This window comes from Burkholderia sp. Bp8994 (assembly GCF_003853805.1).
GTDB lineage: Bacteria > Pseudomonadota > Gammaproteobacteria > Burkholderiales > Burkholderiaceae > Burkholderia.
The window spans coordinates 58,745-79,120 of record NZ_QTQH01000017.1 but is presented as its reverse complement, the minus strand read 5'-3'; the positions used below and the strand labels follow the sequence as shown (position 1 = coordinate 79,120).

The following is a 20,376-nucleotide window of genomic DNA, read 5'->3' as shown; positions in this document are numbered from 1 at the left end:
GCGCCGGCCGGCGCGCCCGAATCAGGACCGACCATGAATGCTTCCGCACCCGCCGCATCCCTGCATGCCGACGATCTCGACTGGCACTGGAAATTCTTCGACGCGCTGACGGCGCGCGAAGTCTATTCGATCCTCGACGCGCGCAGCGCCGTGTTCGTCGTCGAGCAGAACTGCGTCTATCGCGACATCGACGGTGCGGACCAGGCTGCGTGGCACCTGGCCGCATACGATCCCGCGGGCCGTCTCGCCGGTTACCTGCGCGTGCTGCTGCCGGATGCGCAGCACCCTGACGTGCGCATCGGCCGCGTGCTGACGACCGCCGCGTTTCGCGGCGCCGGCCTCGGTAACGCGCTGCTCTCTCGCGCGATCGGGCACATCCGCGCGCAGTGGCCGGATGCGCAGGTGAGCCTGCATGCGCAGGCGCACCTGCAGCGCTTCTACGGGGCATTCGGCTTCACGCCGAGTTCGGACGTGCACGACGAGGACGGCATCCCGCACGTGTGGATGACCAGCGCGCGCGGCTGACGCGCGGCGCGCCGTCAGTGGGCGGCGCGCGTCACCGGCGGGCGTGCCGCGTGCAGGGCGGCAGCCCGCTCTTCGATCAAGCGGCCGCGCGCGGACAACCGCAACCAGTGCCGCAGCGCGATCAGCGCGCCGATCACGCTCATCATCGAACCCGGAATCCACAGCAGCAGGCCGCCGATCTGCTGGTCGCGCAGCGGGCTGAGCCACGTGAACGCGCGTCCGCAGATCGAGTAGATCGGATACAGCTCGTGCGGCGTGAAGAAGATCAGCGCGCCGAGCGCGATCTGCGGCGGAATCGCCGCGACGACGATCAGGATCCGGCGGCCCGGCGACAGCCGCGCGGGCGGCGCGGGACGCGGATCGACGACGAGCCACCAGAACAGCAGCCCGTCGATCACCATGCTCCAGTTCATCACGCGATACAGGCGCCAGTCGAGCATCGCGACGAAGTGGATCGGCGACAGCAGCCAGAAATAGATCAGCCCGACGAACAGCACGACCGCGACGACCGGATGGAACACCACGTCGAGCGTCGCGCGCACGGGTGCCCACGCGAGCGCGGGGCGCACGAAGCGCTGCCGCCAGCGAAACGGAATGCCCGCGCGGATCGCGGCGCCCGGGTAGGCCAGTGCGATGAAGAACGGCCCGAGGTGATGCAGCACCAGGTGCTGTGCGCGGTGCAGGAAGAATTCGTGCTCGAAGAAGTAGTCGAGCCGCGTATGCAGCGCGATGTAGAGCGCCGTCAGCCCGAGCCAGAACGAGAACTGCCGCAGCGGCGACACCTTCGCCTTCTTCACGCCGCGCGCGAACAGCACGGCGGCCGTCAGCACCGCGATGACCACGGTCGGCGACGGTTCCCACGGATCGAGCCAGTACAGGACGTTCATCGCGCGCGCATCACTTCGCCTGGGCCGGCGACTTCACGGCGAACGGCGTGTCGACCGTTTCGCCGTCGGAGAAATTCAGGCGCAGGCGCACGGTGTCGCCGGGCTTGATCGCGTGCTTCGGTTCCTCGAGCATGAAGTGATAGCTGCCCGGCGCGATGTCGACCTTGCCGCGCGCGGGGATCGTCAGCTTGTCGACCATTTCCATCTTCTGCGTCGAGCCGTTCGACACGGTCTGGTGCAGCATCGCCATCCCGTAGTCGGGGCTGTCGACGTCGACCAGATCGACCGGCTTGTCGCCCGTGTTGACGAGCGTCACGTAGCCGCCCGCGGGCAGCCGGTTCGGCAGCCAGCGCACCCATGCATTCTGCGCGGTGATCGCGCCCGCGGCACAGGCTTGCGCAGCGGTGCACAGCGCGGCGAGGAGGGCGAGCGTCTTGAGGGTCGTCTTCATGTCGGAGATGTCGGAGTTCGGAATTCAGGAGGAGGTGGAGGCAGTGTCGATGATCCGGCGTACATCGGCGGCGATCGCGTCGGGCGAATCGCGGTCGGTCGCGAGCAGGCGCGCGCGGCCGTTCGCGTCGAAGATGTACACGGCCGAGCTGTGCGTGACTTCGTAGCCGCCGGACGGGTCGCGTTTTTCCATCTGGTACGCCACCCGATAGCGTTTCGCGAGCGATTCGATCTGGCCGTCGGTGCCGGTCAGGCCGCGCGCGTGCGCGGCATCGAACGCGGCGACGTACGACTGCATCGCCTGCGGCGTGTCGCGCGCGGGATCGACCGAGACGAACAGGATGCGCACGCCGTTCGCCTGCGGGCCGAGCTTCGCGAGCACTTCCATCAGCCGCGCCATCGTTTCGGGGCAGACGTCGGGACAGTGCGTGTAGCCGAAGTAGACGAGCGCGATGCGGCCGCGAAACGCGTTCGCGTCGACCGTGCGGCCGTCGCCGCCGGTGAGCGTGAACGACAGGTCGGGCAGGTGGCCCGTGACGTTGGTCAGGCGCCAGCCCGGCTCGTCGTGCGTGCAGGCCGCGAGCGCGACGGCGGCGGTCAGCGCCGCGGCCGCGCGGACGAGGCGGGTCAGGCTGAGGAAGCGCCAGTGCGGCGCGGGACGGGCAGACGACATCCTGGGGCTCGATCGGACGGAACGGTCGTCGGCCGGCGCGGCGCCATGCGTCGCGCGGCCGGCGGTTGCCGACTGTAGCGCAATTCCCGCGCCCGCGTCCTTTCGAAACCCGTACGGCACGGGCGAGCGGGGCAATATGTCGCAGTTGACGCGGACGGCGGCGCGAGGCAAGCCCCGCACCGGTTTCGCCCATCTCGGTACGCAGGCGCGGTAAGATGCGCACAATTCCATTCTCGCAGCGGCGGCCCCCGCGTTGGCAGGCCGCTCTCAGACCATCGAATCGATGCAATCCGTTCCGGCTTCCCTGTCCCTGACCGATACCGCGTTCTTTTTCGACTTCGACGGCACGCTCGTCGAGCTGGCGCCGACGCCCGACAGCATTCACGTGCCGGCGTCGCTGCTGACGCTGCTCGATGAACTGCGGCGCCGTTCGCACGGTGCAGTCGCCATCGTGTCGGGTCGCGGCATCGACAACCTCGACACGTTCCTGAACATGCCGGACCTGCCGATCGCCGGCCTGCACGGCGCCGAGCGGCGCGACGCGAACGGCGACACGCAGCGCATCGGCTTCAACGACGAACGGCTGCTGCGCATCGAGCGCGAGCTCGCGGCCGTCGTCGACCGTCATCCGGGCATGCTGCTCGAAATCAAGGGGGCGGCCGTCGCGCTGCACTACCGCAACGCGCCCGAGCGTGAGCCGGCCGCGCGCGCGGCGGCCGAGCGCCTCGTCGCCGAATATGCGGATGCGTACGTGCTGCAGCCCGGCAAGATGGTGTTCGAGATCAAGCCGAAGGGTGTCGACAAGGGGCGCGCGCTGGCCGCGTTCCTCGACGAGCCGCCGTTCGCAGGCCGCGTGCCGCTGTTCGCGGGCGACGACCTGACCGACGAGAAGGGATTCGCGGTGGTCAACGCGCGCGGCGGCCTGTCGATCAAGGTCGGCGCGGGCGAGACGTCGGCCCGCACGCGGCTCGACTCGGTCGACGCGCTGCACGCGCAGATCGCCCGCTGGCTTGGCGCGGAGCTGCAGGGCGCATGAGTCGACTCATCATCGTTTCGAACCGCGTCGCCCCGATTTCGGAAGGCGAGCCGGCGGCGGGCGGTCTCGCGATCGGCGTCTACGATGCGCTGAAGGAGACGGGCGGCATGTGGTTCGGCTGGAGCGGCGAGGTGGTCGCGTCCGGTGCGCCGCAGATCCGCATCGAGGAGCGCGGCCCCGTGACGTTCGCGACCGTCGGGCTGTCGCGCCGCGATTACGACCAGTATTACCGCGGTTTCTCGAACGCGACGCTGTGGCCCGCGTTCCATTACCGCGCGGACCTGATCCAGTACGACCGCCACGAGTTCGACGGCTACGGCCGAGTGAACGTCTGGCTCGCGCAGCAGCTCGTGCCGCTGCTGCGGGACGACGACGTGATCTGGGTGCACGACTATCACTTGATCCCGTTCGCGCGTGCGCTGCGTGCGGCCGGCGTGAAGAACCGCATCGGCTTTTTCCTGCACATTCCGTTTCCGGCCGCGCAGGTGCTCGTCAACGTGCCGCCGCATCGCGAGCTCGTCGAGTCGCTGTGCGCGTTCGATCTGCTCGGCTTCCAGACCGAGCCGGACCTGCGCGCGTTCTGCGACTACATCGAGTTCGAGGCCGGCGGCGAAGTGGCGCGCGAAGGGCACACGGTGCGCGTGAGCGCGTTCGGCAACACGCTGCGCGCGGCCGCCTATCCGATCGGCGTGTATCCGGACGAGATCGCGTCGCTCGCGCAGGCGGGCGAGCACGGCAAGGCCGCGCGCATGGCCACGTCGCTGCGCGGGCGCCAACTGATCATGAGCGTCGACCGGCTCGATTATTCGAAGGGGCTCGTCGAGCGGTTCCGCGCGTTCGAGAAGCTGCTGGAGCACCAGACCTCGATCCGCAACCGCGTGTCGTTCCTGCAGATCGCACCGTCGACGCGCGCCGATCTGCGCGCGTACCAGGACATCCGCCTGCAGCTCGAAGCGGAGTCGGGGCGCATCAACGGCCGCTATGCGGAGCTCGACTGGGCGCCGATCCTCTACATTCACCGCCAGTACGATCGGCAGGTGCTGGCCGCACTGTATCGCCTCGCCCGCGTGGGCTTCGTGACGCCGCTGCGCGACGGGATGAACCTGGTCGCGAAGGAGTACGTGTCCGCGCAGAATCCGGACGATCCGGGCGTGCTGGTGTTGTCGCGCTTCGCGGGCGCCGCGCGCGAGCTGACGGGCGCGTTGATCGTCAATCCGATCGACATCGACGGGATGGCCGATGCGCTGTCGCAGGCGCTGACGATGCCGCTCGCGGAGCGGCGCGCGCGTTATGCGGACATGATCGCGCAGCTGCGCGAAAACAACGTGTCGGTGTGGCGCGACAACTTCCTGCGCGACCTGCAGCGCGCGTAATCCGCGTGCAGCGCGGCGACGGTCGCGCTGCGCCATGAAAAAACCGCCGTGCTTCGCGCACGGCGGTTTTTTTATCGGCTGCCAGGACGGGATGCTGCCTGGGCGGCGTCAGGCCACGCGTTCGCCGGTCGGCGCGGTGCCGTCGGGGGCGTGATGGCGGCCGTGCTGCTTTGCGAGCAGGTCGCGGTACAGGCCCGGACGATTGCGCAGCACGTCGGGGCTGCCGTCGTCGATCACCTTGCCGTTGCTCATCACGATGATCCGGTCGAAGTTGCGCAGCGTCGACAGCCGGTGCGCGATCGCGATCACCGTGCGGCCGACCATCAGGCGGTCGAGCGCACTCTGGATCGCTTCCTCGGATGCGCTGTCGAGTGCGGACGTCGCTTCGTCGAGCAGCAGGATCGGCGCGTCCTTCAGGATCGCGCGCGCGATCGCGATGCGCTGGCGCTGGCCGCCCGACAGTTTCACGCCGCGGTCGCCGACGATCGTGTCATAGCCTTCCGGCATCGCCTCGATGAACTCCGAGCAGCGGGCGTCGCGCGCGGCGGCGAGCACTTCCTCGCGGGTCGCCTCGGGGCGGCCGTACGCGATGTTGTCGTAGATGGTCCGGTGCAGCAGCGAGATGTCCTGCGGCACGAGCGCGATCGCATGGCGCAGGCTGTCCTGCGTGATCGCCTTCACGTCCTGGCCGTCGACCATCACGGCGCCGTCCTGCGTGTCGTAGAAGCGCTGCAGCAGCGCGAGCACGGTCGACTTGCCGGCGCCCGACTTGCCGATCAGGCCGACGCGCTGGCCCGGTTCGATATGGAGATCGAAGTGGTCGAGGATTGCGCGGCGATGCGGATACGCGAACGTCACGCGTTCGAAATCGACGCGGCCGCCCTTGGCCGACAGCGGCTGCGCGTCGGAGCGGTCCGGCATCCCGTGCGGCTCGAGCAGCGTCTTCACGGCTTCGGACAGGCGTGCAACGTGCTGCGTGACGTCGACGAGCGCGACGGCGAGGTCGCGGGTGCCGTGCAGGATCGTGAAGCCGAGCGAGCTGACGAGCACGATGTCGCCCGAGGTCGCGCGGCCCTGGTCCCACAGCCACAGCGCCCAGCCGAGCAGGCCGGCGGACAGCATCGCGGTGATCACCGCGTGCAGCAGGCGCAGCTTCTCGAGGTAGAACAGGCTTTGCTGGCGCGCGTCCATCTCGGCCTTCACCGTCGCGCCGAAGCGCTTCTGTTCGCGCAGCGTCATCCCGAATGCGCGCACGAGGCCCATGTTGCCGATCACGTCGACGAGCTCGCCGTCGACCGCGGCGGCCTTCGACGCGAACGCGTGATGGCGCGCGGAGCCGCGCCCGGCGAGCTTGAACAGCACGACGGAGAGCACGGCCGAACAGCCGAGCAGGCCGGCGGCCATCAGCGGGTTCACGACGATGATCATCAGGATCGCGCCCATCACCGCGATGCACGGCGGCAGCACGTTCCACGCCATCGTGTTCTCCGACGTATAGACGGCGTTCGACGTGGCGGTGATGCGGCTCGCGAGCGTGCCCGGCTGCTTTTCCGAGTAGTAGGTCGGCGAATGGCCGATCAGGTACTGGAACAGGTCGCGCCGCAGGTCGCCGGTGACCGCGACGAACGTGTGCGCGGCGGCCCAGCCGCCGACGCGCCACAGCAGGTTGTCGGCCGCGATCAGGCCGACGAGCAGCGCGAACGCGCTCCACAGCGGGCCCGGATGATGGCGCCCGGTCGCGAGCACGTCGATCAGGTGCTTGATCGCGTATTGCGAGCCGAGCGCGCAGCCGACGGCGGCCAGCACGCTGCAGAGCACGACCAGGTGCGCGACCGGATGCAGGCGGATGTAGCGGAACAGGAACGCGATCGGCCGATGCGCGTAGCTCGACAGCTTCGCGTTGTGGGCGTTGCGCTGGGCAGGGGTGAGAGATTCCAAAATATGCGTGCGGTGATTCGGTGGTTGAGCGGATCGTCAGGATCGCAGCCCACGGCCGCCCGGACTGAATAATCCGGCATTGTAAACAAGGCCGTGCATTGCGCAGCGCGAATCTTGCCTTGGTCAGGGGCGCGCGATCAATTTTGAGATAAAATCCGGCATCCGTCCTGCCGCGTGCACCGGAATCACGATGCCGGCCGTGGCGGATGACTCGGAACGCCAAAAAGAGCCTTCCACTCTAGAACGGACACCCAAGTCCGCGGGTTGCAAAGTGTTGCGCCTTTGTAACAAAGCAAAGAGTTTGAAATGTTGTGCGCCGTATCGGGATTAACCCTAGATAATCGGCTCCGGGTTCGATTCCAGGTTTTTACGAACCCCTGTCAACGGGTCTTCGTTTCAAACGTTCTATGCCTGTCGCGTCGCCGACGCTCCTTGAGCAGCGCGGGTTCGACGCCCCCGGCAGGCTGATTCGTCCGATTTTTCGGATGAAATGCATCCAGCCCGGACCGCCGGCAGGTTGCCGACCCATACCTGGTTTTTAGCCGATTTTTTAGGAGTTACGCATGCGAATCGCCCAAATCGCTCCGTTGCACGAAGCGGTGCCCCCGAAACTGTACGGTGGTACCGAGCGAGTGGTGTCCTACCTCACCGAAGCACTTGTCGAGATGGGGCATGACGTCACGCTCTTCGCGAGCGGCGATTCGCAAACGTCGGCGAAGCTCGAAGCGTGCTGGCCGCAGGCACTGCGCCTCGACCCGACGATCCGCGACGTGATGGCTCCGCATATGCTGCTCCTCGAGCAGGTGCGCCGCCGCGCGGAAGAGTTCGACGTCCTGCACTGCCACATCGACTACTACCCGTTCTCGCTGTTCTCGCGCCAGCCGGTCCCGCATCTGACGACGATGCACGGCCGTCTCGACCTGCCGGAACTGCAGCCGATCTTCAATGCGTTCAGCGACGTGCCGGTCGTGTCGATCTCCGATAACCAGCGTATCCCGCTGCCGCAGGCGAACTGGCTGTCGACCGTGTACCACGGCCTGCCGGAAAACCTGCTGACGCCGATCCCGAACGTGAAGCCGAGCTACCTCGCGTTCCTCGGCCGCATCTCGCCGGAAAAGCGCGTCGACACCGCGATCCGCATCGCCGAGCAGGCCGGCCTGCCGATCAAGATCGCCGCGAAGCTCGACAAGGCTGACCGCGCGTACTACGAAGAGAAGATCAAGCCGCTGTTCGCGCTGCCGCACGTCGAGTACATCGGCGAAATCAGCGAGTCGGAAAAGACCGAATTCCTGGGCAATGCGCACGCGCTGCTGTTCCCGATCGACTGGCCGGAGCCCTTCGGCCTGGTGATGATCGAGGCGATGGCGTGCGGCACGCCGGTGATCGCGTTCAAGCGCGGCTCGGTGCCGGAAGTGATCGAGAACGGCGTGTCGGGCTTCGTCGTCGAAGACGAACTGTCGGCCGTCGCGGCGCTCAAGCGCCTCGATACGCTGCCGCGCGAGAAGGTGCGCGCCGCGTTCGAAGCCCGTTTCTCGTCGAAGGTGATGGCGCAGAACTATGTGAAGGGCTACGAGGAACTGCTGCGCCAGAAGCGCCGCACCGTCCTGCGCGAAGTCAACGCAGGCTGATGCCGGGCCGCCGGCCGCACCGCGGCTGAGGCCCCGTCATCGACGCCCCGTCCGGGTCTCCGGCGGGGCGTTGTCACATCTGCGGCGCGGATCTGTTGTATTCTCGCCGCGCCCGGCGCCACGAACGGCCGCGGAAGCGGTCCGGCACGCCATCCGGCCGTCTGTCCAGACGGTAATGTCCCTATAATGGCCGTGCCGTGAAATCCGGCCCCGCACGAACATCGAGAGGAGAGCAGTCTTGGCGAGAACGAAAACCACGCGCGCAGCACCGGCCCCCGGCGCCGGCGTGATCTTCGCGTTGCGCGCGATCGGTCTCGTGCTGCTCGCGCGCTGGCTGTTCTCGATGTCCCAGATGGGCTATCGCGCGTCGCTGTCGGCGATGGTGTCGTCGCCCTGGGCGTTCGTCTATCTCGTCCTGATCTTCCTGCTGCTCGCGCTGCCGGGCGCCGTCGCGCGCGCCGAGCGGCCGTTCCATCCGCTGCCGCAGTGGCTGCGCCAGGCGCTGCGGGTCTTCGCGCTGATCGGTTTCCTGTTCGCCGTGTGGTCGATCGGCGCATTCGCGTGGGCGGCCGGCTGGCGCCGCGCGCTGCACGCGGTGACGGCGACCAACGGCTGGCTCGTCGCCGCGCCGGCGCTGTATGCGGCGATCGTCTGGATGTGCCGCCCGCGGCCGCTGTGGCGCACCAACGTGGCCGCGCGCCGCTTCGCGGTCGGCCGCTACGCGATCTCGCTCGACACGCTCACGCGTACCGCGATCGTCTGGATGGAGAGCCGCAAGGTCGGTCAGTACGACGCGCGCGAACTGTCGGTGCGCTGGCCCGGCCGGGTCGCGCCCGCCGCGGGCGAGCAGGGTGCGCAGCCGGCCGCCGTGCCGCCGCGTCGCGGCAGCCTGTTCCGGCGGCCGAAGGTGGAGCTGCTGTGGGATTCGCCGGCGGCCGTCGGCCATAACCGGCAGATCGTGATGCGCGCGCCGCTCGCGACCGAGGGCGACCGCGTCGCGGTGCTCGCGCTCGACGCGGCGCTCAAACAGATCGTCTGACAAGGCCTGCGCGGCGCGCGGGCGACAAGGAGGCGCAATGATCGTCCGCTGGTTGCTGGCAGCCGTTCACCTGATGGCATTCGGCGTCGCGTTCGCCGCGATCGCGGGACGCAACCGTGCGCTGCGCCGGGTCATCGCGTCGGCGCAGGCCGCCGACCTGCCCGGCGTGTTCAAGGCCGACGCGGCTTGGGGATTGTCCGCGCTGGTACTGATCGCGACCGGGCTCACGCGCGCATTCGGCGGCTTCGAGAAGGGCTCGGCGTACTACCTTCATGAGCCGCTCTTTCACCTCAAGATGACCGCGCTCGTGCTGATCCTCCTGCTCGAGATCGTGCCGATGCTCGGGCTGATCCGCTGGCGCATCGCCGCGCGGCAGCAGCAGATGCCCGATCTGGGCCGCGCACGGACCTATGTGCGGATCGGCCACTGGCAGGCCGTGCTCGTGATGGTGATCGTGCTCGCCGCGTCGGGGATGGCGCGGGGGATTGGGGCGGCCGGCTAGGTCTGGCCGACTAGGCCCGGCCGGCCGCGCATGCCGACCGGGCGGACCCGCCGCCCGTTTCGTCCCGCGCTCAGCGCACGAGGCAGGGGCGCTTGTTGTTGAACGTCCACCCCGGAATCAGATACTGCATCGCGGCCGCGTCGTCGCGCGCGCCGAGCCCGTGCTGCTTGTACAGTTCGTGCGCGACCGCGACCGCCTCCATGTCGATGTCGATGCCGAGGCCCGGACGCTTCGGCACTTCCACGAGCCCGTTCTCGATCTTCAGCGGCTCGCGCGTCAGCCGTTCGCCGTCCTGCCAGATCCAGTGCGTGTCGATCGCGGTGACATGGCCGGGCGCGGCGGCCGCGACGTGCGTGAACATCGCGAGCGATACGTCGAAGTGGTTGTTCGAATGCGAGCCCCACGTGAGGCCCCAGTCGCGGCACATCTGCGCGACGCGCACCGAGCCCTGCATCGTCCAGAAGTGCGGATCGGCGAGCGGGATGTCGACCGCCTGCAACTGCACCGCGTGGCCCATCTGGCGCCAGTCGGTCGCGATCATGTTGGTGGCCGTCGGCAGCCCGGTCGAGCGGCGGAATTCGGCCATCACCTCGCGGCCCGAATAACCGTTCTCCGCGCCGCACGGATCTTCCGCATACGCGAGCACGTGATGCAGGTCGCGGCACAGCCGCACGGCCTCGTCGAGCGACCATGCGCCGTTCGGATCGAGCGTCACGCGCGCTTCGGGGAAGCGCTCGGCAAGCGCCGTCACGGCGTCGACCTCGCGCGCGCCTTCGAACACGCCGCCCTTCAGCTTGAAGTCGTTGAACCCGTAGCGCGCATGCGCGGCTTCGGCGAGGCGCACGACCGCCTCGGGCGTCAGCGCGGCTTCGTCGCGCACGCGGGTCCAGTCGTCCGTCGCGCAGCGGCCGTCGCGATAGGGCAGCGCAGTTTGCGTGCGATCGCCGATGTAGAACAGATAGCCGAGCATCTCGACGCGCTCGCGCTGCTGCCCTTCGCCGAGGAGGGCAGCCACGGGCACGCCGAGATGCTGGCCGAGCAGGTCGAGCAGCGCGGCTTCGAGCGCGGTGACCGCGTGGATCGTGGTGCGCAGGTCGAAGGTCTGCAGGCCGCGGCCGCTCGCATCGCGGTCGGCGAAGGTGCACCGCACGTCGTTGAGCACCGCATGGTAGTTGCCGACCGGCTGACCGACGACGAGCGCGCGCGCGTCCTCCAGCGTGCGGCGGATGCTTTCGCCGCCCGGCACCTCGCCGACGCCGGTCCGGCCCGCGCTGTCCTTCAGGATCACGAGGTTGCGGGTGAAGAACGGGCCGTGCGCGCCGCTCAGGTTGAGCAGCATGCTGTCGTGGCCGGCGACCGGAATGGCTTGCAGGTCGACGATGCGCGGCGTGTCATGGGAAGGCGAGGCAGTGACGGCGTTCATGGCGGCGGTGGCAAAAGAGTGGGCAATGCCGTGCGGCAAAATCTTTGCTGCGCGCGGCGGGAGGTGCGATCATTCGACAACCGACGTGCGCGGTGCGCAAGCCCCGCATGTCGACAGCAACCCGAAAGGATGGGGGCGACCCGCTCGATGCCGGTGTCGCGACAGGCCGGAGCACGCGCGCAAGCGCGCTTCGATCGGTCCCGAAACCGGGCGCCGGCAGCCGCGCAGAAGCGCGAATGCCGGCCGATCGCGAACCACGGGACCGGGCAGTGCTGGAGCGCCAGCCTCGGTCGACAGGAGATCCGTGTCGCGATCATCAGTCGTCGGATGACTTGTGACGCAGTATAATGAATCATCGGCGTTCGCTCAAACCCCGCGTAAACCCTCGGCTCACATTACGATCATTCAAAAAGGAACCGGCCTCATGTCCGTGCCCACGCTTCCCGCAGCGCCGCGCCGTCGCGCACGCAGCCTCGCACAAGATGTCGTCGACGCGCTGACCGCGCAGATCGAAAACGGCACGCTGCGTCCCGGCGACAAGCTGCCGACCGAAACCGAAGTCATGGCGGCGCAGGGCGTCAGCCGCACGGTCGTGCGCGAAGCGATCTCGCGGATGCAGGCGAGCGGCCTCGTCGAGACGCGCCACGGCATCGGCAGCTTCGTGCTCGAGCCGGCGCGCCGGCAGACGCTCGGCATCGATCCCGCGACCATCACGACGCTGCGCGACGTGCTGGCGGTGCTCGAGCTGCGCATCAGCCTCGAAAGCGAATGCGCGAGCCTCGCCGCGCAGCGCGCGAACGATACCGACCTCGCCGCGTTGCGGCGCGCGCTCGACGCGATTGCGTCGGGGGCGGGCGGCGGCCGTGACACGGCACCACTCGATTTCCAGTTCCACCTGCAGATCGCGCAGTCCACCGGCAACCGCTATTTCGTCGACATCATGACGCAGCTCGGCGCGTCGATCATTCCGCGCACGCGCGTGAATTCGGCGCGCTTCGCCGGCGACGACCTCGAGCGCTATGTCGGCCGGCTCAATCACGAGCATGAAGACATTTACGAGGCGATCGCGCGTCACGACCCGGAAGCCGCGCGCGCCGCGATGCGCACGCACCTGACCAACAGCCGCGAGCGGCTGCGCCGTGCGCACGAAGCGGCCGAGGCGGAACGCGACACGCAGGCCAGCTGACGCGTGGCCGCTGACACGGCCTGCGCGGTGGCGCAGGTCATGACGAATATCGCCATAACATCAGTCATCGTATGAGATCGGTGCGATTGCGCCGATCGTTTTAGTGCCGGCGGCAGATCGTCCGGTCACCTGCATCGTGCGAGGGGCGGCGGGGCAGCGTTCCCGCCGCCGCCCGCGCCCCGGGGCGGCCCGGCTACCCGGACCGCCGGTCCTGCCCGATCAGCCCCCCTTCGTCACGATGGTCTTCCACGCGCCGCTCTTCACCTGGTACAGCGTCGACATCCCGCTCTTCAGCGAGCCGTCGTTCGCGAACGAGATGCGGCCGGTGACGCCTTCGAAGTCGACCTTCTTCAGCGCCGGGCGATAGACCTTCGGGTCGGTCGAGTTGGCCGCCTGCATCGCCTTGATCGCCGCCCACGCCGCGTCGTAGCCGAACTGCGCGTACGACAGCACGTCGACGCCGAAGCGCTTCTTGAAGCGCTGCTCGAAATCCTTGCCCTGCGGCAGCTCGTCGAGCGGCCGCCCGTATTCCCACGCCATCGCGCCTTCCGCGGCCGGGCCGGCGATCTTGATGAACTCGTTGTCCTTCACACCGCCGCCGCCGACGAACTGCGCGTTCAGCCCGAGCTGGCGCATCTGCTTGATGAAGTTCGCGGCGAGCGAGTCGAGACCGCCGAAGAAGATCAGGTCGGGGTTCTTGCCCTTCAGGCTCGTGATCTGCGCGCGGAAGTCGACCGCCTGGTTGCTGGTGAACTCGCGGCCGATGATGTTGCCGCCGGCCGCCTTCACGGCCTTCTCGAACTCGTCGGCCTCACCCTGGCCGAACGCGGTGCGGTCGTCGATGATCGCGATGCGCTTCGCCTTGGTCACGTCGACCGCGTACTTGCCCGCGTTGCCGGCGTTCTGGCCGTCGGTCGCGATCACCATGAACATGTTCGCGAGCCCGCGCGACGTGAGCGTCGGGTTGGTCGCGGCCGGGTCGATCACCGGAATGCCGGCCTTGTCGTAGACCACCGACGCCGGAATCGTCGTGCCCGAGTTGAAGTGGCCGACCACCACCGACACGTTCTGGTCGACGAGCGCCTGCGCGGCCTGCACGCCGATGCGCGGGTCGGCCTGGTCGTCCTGCACGACCAGGTCGAAATGCACGGGCTTGCCGGCGATCTGCACCTTCTGCGCGGCGGCGTCGTCGAGCGCGAGCTGCACGCCGTTCTGGAGATCCTTGCCGTAGCCGGCGTTCACGCCGGTGAGCGGCGCGGCAAAGCCGACCTTCACGTCGGACGCGTCGGCGGCCTGGGCGGCGTGTTGCGAGAGAAGGGCTACCGCGGATACGACCGATACCGACAACAGGGAATGACGGAATGTCATGTTCGTTCCTCTTGTTCTAACACCAGCGGGTGGGTACCGCACGCAGCCGGCGGGCCGGGCGCGTGCGACGGGCGGGCGGTTCGACCGCTTCTCGGAATCGGACGTGGAGGTCGGCTTGCTGATGCTTCCCGGAAAGGACCTCCCGTCAGGCTCTGCGAGGAGCCCCGATCGTCTCGATATATAGGTCGCCGATATGCGCGGGTCTTGGCAATTTGCCGCGCATTCGATGCGGATTTGCGCACAGCTTCCGCGCGAGCGCGGGCGGCTGGTATCGGGAGTTTCCCGTCACGAATGAACGGGAGGCGGGTGCGGGCGGGCGGCGCAACCCCCAGAGGGGGCCGCGCCGCGTTCGCCGTCGTCAGTCGGACAGGGCGTCCGACGCGGCTTCGGCGTCGTCATGCGACGCGTTCGTGCGGATCGCCGGGTCGCTCGTGCTCGGGCGGCCGGTCTCCACGTGGCCCGCGAAACGGCGCAGGAAGCCGAGCGGGCGGCCGTCGCTGACGGTCAGGTCGTACCAGCCGTGGCTGCCGCGCAGATCCCAGTAGTCGTCGACGTGCATACCCGGCTTGAGGTCGAACTCGCGCGCATGGCCGTGGCCGTAGGCGCTCGTCACCCTGAGCCGCACGGCCTGGTGGCCGCGGTTCATCAGGCGCAGCGTGATGTTGCCGTTCGCGACGTCGTAGCCGTAGATCACCTCGGGGTTGATGCTCGCGGGGCCGACCGCCATCGCCGCGGGACTGCGGAAGTGGCAGTAGAAGCCGTTCGGGCCGTACACGTCGAGGTCGTACAGGCCGAGCGACGGCGCCGGGCTCCACAGGTCGGAGAGCCGCTTGCCGGCGTCGACCGTGTAGGTCCACGGGCCGTCGACACGATTGCGCGCCTGGACCTGGAACGCCGCGCCCGCGGTGCCGGTGTTCGCGAAGGTCAGCCGGAACTGGCCGCTCGCATTGTCGATCCGGCCGTGCACGAACAGTTCGTACGGCAGCGCGCGCGCCGGACGCAGGCCTGCCTCCTGCTTCGGCAGATGCTGGACGACCGGCGGCACCGGGATGTAGTCGGGGTGACGGTTGCGGTCGGGCGGCGCGTAGCCGCTCGTGTCCGGGAGCTGCGGCCAGCTTGCGTCGGGCGTCGCGAAGTCGAACGCGGACGTCAGGTTGCCGCACACCGTGCGGCGCCACGGCGACACGTTCGCCGCGGTGACCGCGTACTGCGCGCCGAAGCGTGCTTCGATGAATTGCAGCAGCGACGTGTGATCGAAGGTCTGCGAGCAGACCCAGCCGCCCTTGGTCCACGGCGACACCACCAGCATCGGCACGCGCGGCCCGAGCCCGTACGGGCCGGCCATGTGCGACGCGTCGCCGGCGAATGCCTCGTTGGTCGTCGCGACCGTCGACAGCCCGTTCTCGCGCGACTGCGGTGCGAACGGCGGCGGCACGTGGTCGAAGAAGCCGTCGTTCTCGTCGTAGGTGATGAAGAGCGCGGTCTTGCTCCACACGTCCGGATTCGATACGAGCACCTTCAGCACCTGCTCGATGTACCACGCGCCGTAGTTCGCCGGCCAGTTCGGGTGCTCCGAGTACGCTTCCGGCGCGCAGATCCACGACACCTGCGGCAGCGTGCCGTTCTTCACATCCTGCTGCAGCACGTCGAACAGCGTGCCGCCGGCGCTGATGTTGGTGCCGGTGCGCGCCTTGTCGTACAGCGGCGTGCCGGGCAGCGCGCTGCGGTACTGGTTGAAGTAGAGCAGCGCGTTGTCGCCGTAGTTGCCGATGTACGGGTTCTGCGTCCAGCCCCACGAGCCGTTCGCGTCGAGCCCCGTGCCGACGTCCTGGTAGATCTTCCACGACACGCCGGCCTGCTCGAGCACTTCCGGATAGGTCGTCCAGCCGTAGCCCTTTTCCTCGTTGCCGAGCACCGGGCCGCCGCCCGTGCCGTCATTGCCGACGTAGCCGGTCCACATGTAGTAGCGGTTCGGGTCGGTCGAGCTCGGGATCGCGCAGTGGTACGCGTCGCAGATCGTGAACGCGTCGGCGAGCTGGTAGTGGAACGGGATGTCGTCGCGCTTCAGGTACGCCATCGTCGTGGTGCCCTTGTTCGGCACCCACTGGTCGTAGCGGCCCTTGTTCCATGCGGCGTGCATGTCCTGCCAGCCGTGCGGCAAGTCCTGCAGGAACTGCAGGCCGAGCTTGTCGGCGCCCGGGTGGAACGGCAGCAGCTCGGCCGGGCCGACCGGCTGATGGAACACCGACTTGCCGCTCGCGAGGCGCAGCGGGCGCGGGTCGCCGAATCCGCGGACACCACGCATCGTGCCGAAGTAATGGTCGAACGAACGGTTCTCCTGCATCAGGATCACGATGTGTTCGATATCGCGGATCGTGCCGGTACGGCGGTTCGCGGGGATGGCGAGCGCATCGCGGATCACGGGCGGGAACAGGTTCAGTGCGGCTGCGCCGGCGGTGCCGGCGGCGACGCGCAGGAAGTCACGACGGTTCGATCGGGTCATGGTCGTTATCGTGCGTTAAAGGGGGGAGCCGGTTGGCGGGACATGCGGAAAATGGACGCGCCCCGTGGCGCAGGATGCGGCTGCGCCGGGTCGTGCCGCCGCGAGCATAGCGAGAAATCGGTGTCATTCATGTGAAGTCCGGAAACGTTTGCAGGCGCGGCGTTGAACGGACAACGGCCGACGGTCGCGGTGCAACGGGCAGCGGGGACGCGGATAGCGGGAAAGCGGGAAAGCGGGAAAGCGGGAAAGCGGGAAAGCGGGAAAGCGGGACAGCGGGACAGCGGACAGCAGGACAGCAGGACAGCAGGACAGCAGGACAGCAGGCAGCAGATGGCGCTTGACGCGCGCCGGCGATGCGGATGCAGCGGCGTCAGGCGTCCGTCACCCACGCGCCGAACCATTCGCTCGGGCGCGCGATTTCGTCCTGCGCGGCGACGAGTTCGAGCTCGTAGCGGCGTGCGTCGTAGGTTGCCTTCACGACCGCGTGCACCGCCGCGAGCGTGTGCTCGAACGCGGCGCGCACCGAGTCGCCGCGCAACCGGCGCGCGACGAAAATGGCGCTGGTGAGGTCGCCGACACCGACCGGATGGCGCGGAAACGCATACAGCGGGCGCTGGCCGATCCACGCTTCGGTCTCGGTGACGGCGAGCATGTTGAAGCGGTCGGCCGGGCTGCTGCGGTCGTGCAGGTGCTTGACGAGGATGATTTTCGGCCCGCGGCGGATCAGCGCGCGGCACGCGTCGACGGCTTCGGCGACGGTCTCGATGCGCCGCCCGGCGAGCTTCTGGAGCTCGGTGTGGTTCGGCGACATGCCGTCCGCGAGCGCCGGCATCTCCGCGACGATGAATTCCTCGACGCCGGGTTCGGGGCGGATGCCGCCCGTCTGGCCCATCGCCGGATCGCAGAAGTACCACGCGTTCGGGTTCATCGCCTTCACCGAGCGCACGATCTCGACCGTCGCGCGCGCCTGCGCCGGCGAGCCGAGGAAGCCGGACAGTACCGCGTCGCAGCGCTTGAGCGCGCCGATCGCGGCGACGCCGTCGACCAGCTGCTCCATCTTCGCGGCGTCGATCGCGCTACCGGCCCAGTGGCCGTACTGCATGTGATTCGACAGCTGGACGGTGTTGAGCGGCCAGACGTTGACGCCGAGGCGCTGCATCGGGAACACGGCCGCGCTGTTGCCGGCGTGTCCGTAGATGACGTGCGACTGAATGCTGAGGACGTTTTTCATGAGCGTTCGCCTGCAGGCGTTTCAGGGTCTCGTCACACGATACCCGAGTTCGTCGCGTGCGCGGAAGTCGCTCGGCCGACGAGTGTTGCGCGCCGTCGTCAGCCCGACCGCGTAGAATCGCGGGGCGTGAAGCCGCCCGGCTGACCGCGTGCATTTCCCATTACCGTGAGCGCCATGCCTTCGAATTGCAAGATGTTCTCCCTCGCGCGCGCGGCCGTGCTCGGCGCGGGCGTCGCCGCCGCATGCGCGACGTCGGTCGCGGTCGCCGTCCCGGCACCGGCCGGCAACGACGGGCCCGCGTACGGCCCTCGCCTGGAAGGCTTCGCCTATCCGGAGCCGGTGCATCGCTACGCGTTCGTGTCGCAGCGCGACACCCTCGAGATGATGTACATGGACGTGCAGCCGGCGCACCCGAACGGCCGCACCGTCGTGCTGCTGCACGGGAAGAACTTTTGCGCGGCGACCTGGGAAGACACGATCGGCGTGCTGAGCCGCGCCGGCTATCGCGTGATCGCGCCGGACCAGATCGGCTTCTGCAAGTCGTCGAAGCCCGAGCGCTACCAGTACAGCTTCCAGCAGCTCGCGCGCAACACGCATGCGCTGCTCGAGTCGGTCGGCGTGAAATCGGCGACGATCGTCGGCCATTCGACGGGCGGGATGCTCGCGATGCGTTACGCGCTGATGTACCCGAAGGCGACCGAGCAGCTCGTGCTGGTGAACCCGATCGGCCTCGAGGACTGGAAGGCGCTCGGCGTGCCGCCGCTGTCGGTCGACTACTGGTACGCACGCGAGCAGAAGACGACGGCGGACGGCATCCGCCGTTACGAGCAGGCGACCTACTACGCGGGCAAGTGGGCGCCGTCCTACGAGCGCTGGGTGCAGATGCTCGCCGGCATGTATCGCGGCCCGGGCCGCGACGCGGTCGCGTGGAACTCGGCGCTGATCTACGACATGATCCTCACGCAGCCGGTGGTCTACGAACTCGGCGCGATACGCGTGCCGACGCTGCTGCTGATCGGCGACAAGGACACGACCGCGATCGGCAAGGACGTGGCGCCGCCGGACGTGCACGCGAAGCTCGGCCGTTACCCGGAACTCGCGAAACGCACGCAGGCGGCGATTCCCGGCGCGCAGCTCGTCGAATTCCCGGCGCTCGGGCACGCGCCGCAGATCCAGGATCCGGACGCGTTCCACAAGGCGCTGCTCGACGGGATGGGGGCGGTGCACCCGCAGTGACGCGCAGGCGGGCGCACCCGCCTGGGTGGGCCGCCCGCCGGGTCAGCGGGTTTCGTTCGCGAGTTCGTCGCGGATCTGCGCGGCCAGCTCGAACGAGCGCACGCGCGCGGCGTGATCGTAGATCTGCGCGGTGATGATCACCTCGTTAGCGCCGGTTTGCGCGATCCGGTCGCGCAGCTTGTCGCGCACCGTGTCGCGCGAGCCGACGGCCGCGAACGACAGCGCATGCGCGACGTTCGCGAGTTCGAACTCGCTCGCCTCGAGCGCGTCGACGGGCGGCGGCAGCTTGCCGGGCGTGCCGCGGCGCAGGTTGATGAACTGCTGCTGCAGCGACGTGAAGAGGCGCCGCGCCTCGTCGTCGGTATCGGCCGCGAACACGTTGACGCCGACCATCGCATGCGGCTTCGGCCACGCGGCCGACGGCCGGTACTGCGCGCGATAGACTTCGAGCGCGCGCATCAGGTAGTCCGGCGCGAAGTGCGACGCGAACGCGAACGGCAGCCCGAGCATCGCGGCGAGTTGCGCGCTGAAGAGGCTCGAACCGAGCAGCCACACGGGCACGTCCAGCCCCGCGCCGGGCACCGCGCGCACGCGCTGGCCGGGCACCGGTTCCGCGAAGTAGCGCTGCAGCTCGGCGACGTCGTCCGGAAACGAGTCGGCGCTGCCGATCAGGTCGCGGCGCAGCGCGCGCGACGTGGTCTGGTCGGTGCCGGGCGCGCGACCGAGCCCGAGGTCGATGCGCCCCGGATACAGCGACGCGAGCGTGCCGAACTGCTCGGCGATCACGAGCGGCGCATGGTTCGGCAGCATGATCCCGCCCGAGCCGACGCGGATCGTCTTCGTCGCTCCCGCCACGTGGCCGATCACGACGGCCGTCGCCGCGCTCGCGATGCCGGGCATGTTGTGATGTTCGGCGAGCCAGTAGCGGCGATAACCGAGGCGCTCCGCGTGCTGCGCGAGATCGACGGTGTTGCGGAACGCCTGCGCGGCGTCTGCGCCGGCGGGAATGGGGGCGAGATCGAGTACGGAAAACGGAATCATCGGGTGGCCTTCGGAAGGGAGGGGCGCGGTGATGCGGATGCGCAACAGTTGGCGATGATTTTGCCAAAGGGTTCCGGAACGCGCTGGCGACGCGCGGATACCCATGCGCCTTTCAGGGGCGCAAGGTGGCGCGGGCAACTGTTGCAAAAATCAATCTAATCACCGAATAATTACCGATCTTTACGGCGATTGGGCATGTCTTCGCATCGACATACAAATTTCCACGAAACGTTTGATTTTCAAGACTGCAATCCGCCTGCAAAGTGCTTACGCTAACGTGAACGAGGTGGCACCGGAATGGTTCCCCGGCCGCACAGCTTTGCCGAAATCGCAGTAG

Annotated in this window: 17 protein-coding genes; 8 read left to right on the top strand and 9 right to left on the bottom strand. The window is 68.4% G+C overall.

Features of this window, described 5'->3' with window-relative positions; genetic code table 11:
• The first annotated feature begins 33 nt into the window (after positions 1-33).
• Entirely contained in the window at positions 34-525 is a 492-nt protein-coding gene (locus DIE04_RS19725) for a GNAT family N-acetyltransferase (protein ID WP_124487421.1), read from the top strand.
• Between the two features lie 14 nt (positions 526-539).
• On the opposite strand, the gene DIE04_RS19720 is transcribed toward DIE04_RS19725, so the two are convergent.
• Genes DIE04_RS19720 through DIE04_RS19710 form a run of 3 tightly spaced genes read right to left on the bottom strand, consistent with a single transcriptional unit; the run spans position 540 to position 2,535 of the window.
• The gene (locus DIE04_RS19720; RefSeq protein ID WP_124521357.1) at positions 540-1,412 is read right to left on the bottom strand and encodes a cytochrome c oxidase assembly protein; all 873 of its coding nucleotides are present in this window, start codon (positions 1,410-1,412) and stop codon (positions 540-542) included.
• Between the two features lie 10 nt (positions 1,413-1,422).
• On the bottom strand, positions 1,423-1,863 hold the full coding sequence (locus DIE04_RS19715) for a copper chaperone PCu(A)C (protein WP_124573257.1): 441 nt from the start codon (positions 1,861-1,863) through the stop codon (positions 1,423-1,425).
• Between the two features lie 24 nt (positions 1,864-1,887).
• On the bottom strand, positions 1,888-2,535 hold the full coding sequence (locus tag DIE04_RS19710) for an SCO family protein (protein WP_124521353.1): 648 nt from the start codon (positions 2,533-2,535) through the stop codon (positions 1,888-1,890).
• A 283-nt stretch (positions 2,536-2,818) separates the two neighbouring features.
• Between DIE04_RS19710 and otsB the strand changes: the two genes are divergently transcribed.
• Both otsB and otsA read left to right on the top strand, forming a co-directional pair.
• Positions 2,819-3,571 carry a trehalose-phosphatase gene (gene otsB / locus DIE04_RS19705; protein WP_124487418.1) on the top strand — a complete coding sequence of 251 codons (753 nt, stop codon included), beginning with the start codon at positions 2,819-2,821 and terminating at the stop codon, positions 3,569-3,571.
• Complete coding sequence (otsA, locus tag DIE04_RS19700; RefSeq protein ID WP_124521351.1) at positions 3,568-4,944, top strand: alpha,alpha-trehalose-phosphate synthase (UDP-forming); 1,377 nt, start codon at positions 3,568-3,570, stop codon at positions 4,942-4,944. Before otsB ends, otsA begins: the two co-directional genes overlap by 4 nt.
• Before the next feature lie 108 nt (positions 4,945-5,052).
• Here otsA and DIE04_RS19695 read toward each other — a convergent pair whose 3' ends face one another.
• Positions 5,053-6,882 (bottom strand): ABC transporter ATP-binding protein, encoded by a 1,830-nt coding sequence (locus DIE04_RS19695; RefSeq protein WP_044844743.1) that lies wholly within the window; start codon positions 6,880-6,882, stop codon positions 5,053-5,055.
• 563 nt (positions 6,883-7,445) lie between these two features.
• On the opposite strand from DIE04_RS19695, the gene DIE04_RS19690 reads away from it, so the two are divergent.
• The 3 genes from DIE04_RS19690 (at position 7,446) to DIE04_RS19675 (ending at position 10,051) form a co-directional block, all read left to right on the top strand.
• Positions 7,446-8,510, top strand: a complete 1,065-nt coding sequence (locus DIE04_RS19690) for a glycosyltransferase family 4 protein (protein WP_044844742.1) — start codon at positions 7,446-7,448, stop codon at positions 8,508-8,510.
• Between the two features lie 238 nt (positions 8,511-8,748).
• On the top strand, positions 8,749-9,549 hold the full coding sequence (locus DIE04_RS19680) for a hypothetical protein (protein WP_124487414.1): 801 nt from the start codon (positions 8,749-8,751) through the stop codon (positions 9,547-9,549).
• A 37-nt stretch (positions 9,550-9,586) separates the two neighbouring features.
• On the top strand, positions 9,587-10,051 hold the full coding sequence (locus DIE04_RS19675) for a DUF2214 family protein (RefSeq protein WP_124521349.1): 465 nt from the start codon (positions 9,587-9,589) through the stop codon (positions 10,049-10,051).
• Positions 10,052-10,121: 70 nt separating this feature from the next.
• Here DIE04_RS19675 and gudD read toward each other — a convergent pair whose 3' ends face one another.
• The gene (gene gudD / locus DIE04_RS19670; RefSeq protein WP_124521347.1) at positions 10,122-11,474 is read right to left on the bottom strand and encodes a glucarate dehydratase; all 1,353 of its coding nucleotides are present in this window, start codon (positions 11,472-11,474) and stop codon (positions 10,122-10,124) included.
• 424 nt (positions 11,475-11,898) lie between these two features.
• Here gudD and DIE04_RS19660 point away from each other — a divergent pair, with 424 nt between their 5' ends.
• On the top strand, positions 11,899-12,660 hold the full coding sequence (locus DIE04_RS19660) for a FadR/GntR family transcriptional regulator (RefSeq protein WP_124487410.1): 762 nt from the start codon (positions 11,899-11,901) through the stop codon (positions 12,658-12,660).
• A 219-nt stretch (positions 12,661-12,879) separates the two neighbouring features.
• On the opposite strand, the gene DIE04_RS19655 is transcribed toward DIE04_RS19660, so the two are convergent.
• The 3 genes from DIE04_RS19655 to pdxY form a co-directional block, all read right to left on the bottom strand.
• Entirely contained in the window at positions 12,880-14,028 is a 1,149-nt protein-coding gene (locus DIE04_RS19655) for a branched-chain amino acid ABC transporter substrate-binding protein (protein ID WP_044844737.1), read from the bottom strand.
• A 358-nt stretch (positions 14,029-14,386) separates the two neighbouring features.
• Positions 14,387-16,531, bottom strand: a complete 2,145-nt coding sequence (locus DIE04_RS19645; protein WP_124521345.1) for a phosphocholine-specific phospholipase C — start codon at positions 16,529-16,531, stop codon at positions 14,387-14,389.
• A 370-nt stretch (positions 16,532-16,901) separates the two neighbouring features.
• The gene (pdxY, locus tag DIE04_RS19640) at positions 16,902-17,762 is read right to left on the bottom strand and encodes a pyridoxal kinase PdxY (protein ID WP_124487408.1); all 861 of its coding nucleotides are present in this window, start codon (positions 17,760-17,762) and stop codon (positions 16,902-16,904) included.
• Between the two features lie 174 nt (positions 17,763-17,936).
• On the opposite strand from pdxY, the gene DIE04_RS19635 reads away from it, so the two are divergent.
• Positions 17,937-18,998, top strand: a complete 1,062-nt coding sequence (locus DIE04_RS19635; RefSeq protein ID WP_124487407.1) for an alpha/beta fold hydrolase — start codon at positions 17,937-17,939, stop codon at positions 18,996-18,998.
• A 42-nt stretch (positions 18,999-19,040) separates the two neighbouring features.
• Here the strand turns inward: DIE04_RS19635 and DIE04_RS19630 are convergent, their stop codons facing one another.
• Positions 19,041-20,039 carry an LLM class flavin-dependent oxidoreductase gene (locus DIE04_RS19630; RefSeq protein WP_124487406.1) on the bottom strand — a complete coding sequence of 333 codons (999 nt, stop codon included), beginning with the start codon at positions 20,037-20,039 and terminating at the stop codon, positions 19,041-19,043.
• Positions 20,040-20,376: the final 337 nt, after the last annotated feature.